The sequence below is a fragment of the Nguyenibacter vanlangensis genome, from assembly GCF_013376155.1.
Lineage (GTDB): Bacteria > Pseudomonadota > Alphaproteobacteria > Acetobacterales > Acetobacteraceae > Gluconacetobacter > Gluconacetobacter vanlangensis.
This window is the reverse complement of record NZ_JABXXP010001194.1, coordinates 1-599: the sequence shown is the minus strand read 5'-3', so window position 1 is coordinate 599 and position 599 is coordinate 1. Positions and strand designations below refer to the sequence as shown.

The window sequence follows — 599 nt, the reverse complement described above, 5'->3', positions numbered from 1 at the left end:
CACGGCGGTCTGGGCGTCGCGCCGCAACGGCGCCTGGCGGCGGCCCAGCACCACGTCCTCCATGGCGTCCAGCCGCGCGATCTTGGCTTCGGCCGACAGCCGGTCGGTATCGACGATGTCGTCGATCACCCGGGCGAAATCGTAATAGGCATGCACATGCGGGCGCAGCCGCCGGCTGATCAGCAGCGAACCGACGGGAAAATTCTCATCCCCCGCCCCTTTGCCCGACGACACGTCCTCGGTCCCCCAGACGGACGCGTCCTCGCGTGCGCCCAGCGCGTCCTTGGGTCCATCCTCCGGTCGCGGCGCGTCCACGTCCCGCTTCTTCCGTTTCTGGGTCTTCGTAGCGCGTCTGGTCATGGAACGTCCGGTCATCTGCGGCGGGTTTGGGATTGAAATGTCATGGCGCGGGCGCATCGCCGGCGCCGGTCGCCTCGGTATAGGCACGGCTCTTCCACACCACGCCCCGGCCCCGATGATGATCGATGGCCGAGCCGATCGTCGCCGCGCTATAGAAGCTCGCGATCGCCGGCAGCAGCAGCGCCCAGGCGGCCGGCAGGCCGAACCGGCGCAGCGTCGGCACGAACGACGCCATCGAC

Annotated in this window: 1 protein-coding gene and 1 pseudogene; both read right to left on the bottom strand. The window is 69.1% G+C overall.

The window, feature by feature from the left end:
- The coding region (locus tag HUK84_RS22065) for a squalene/phytoene synthase family protein (protein ID WP_246285835.1) at positions 1-360 on the bottom strand (360 nt) is incomplete at its 3' end.
- Positions 361-400: 40 nt separating this feature from the next.
- Positions 401-599, bottom strand: a pseudogene (locus HUK84_RS22060) (glycosyltransferase); the annotation flags it as partial.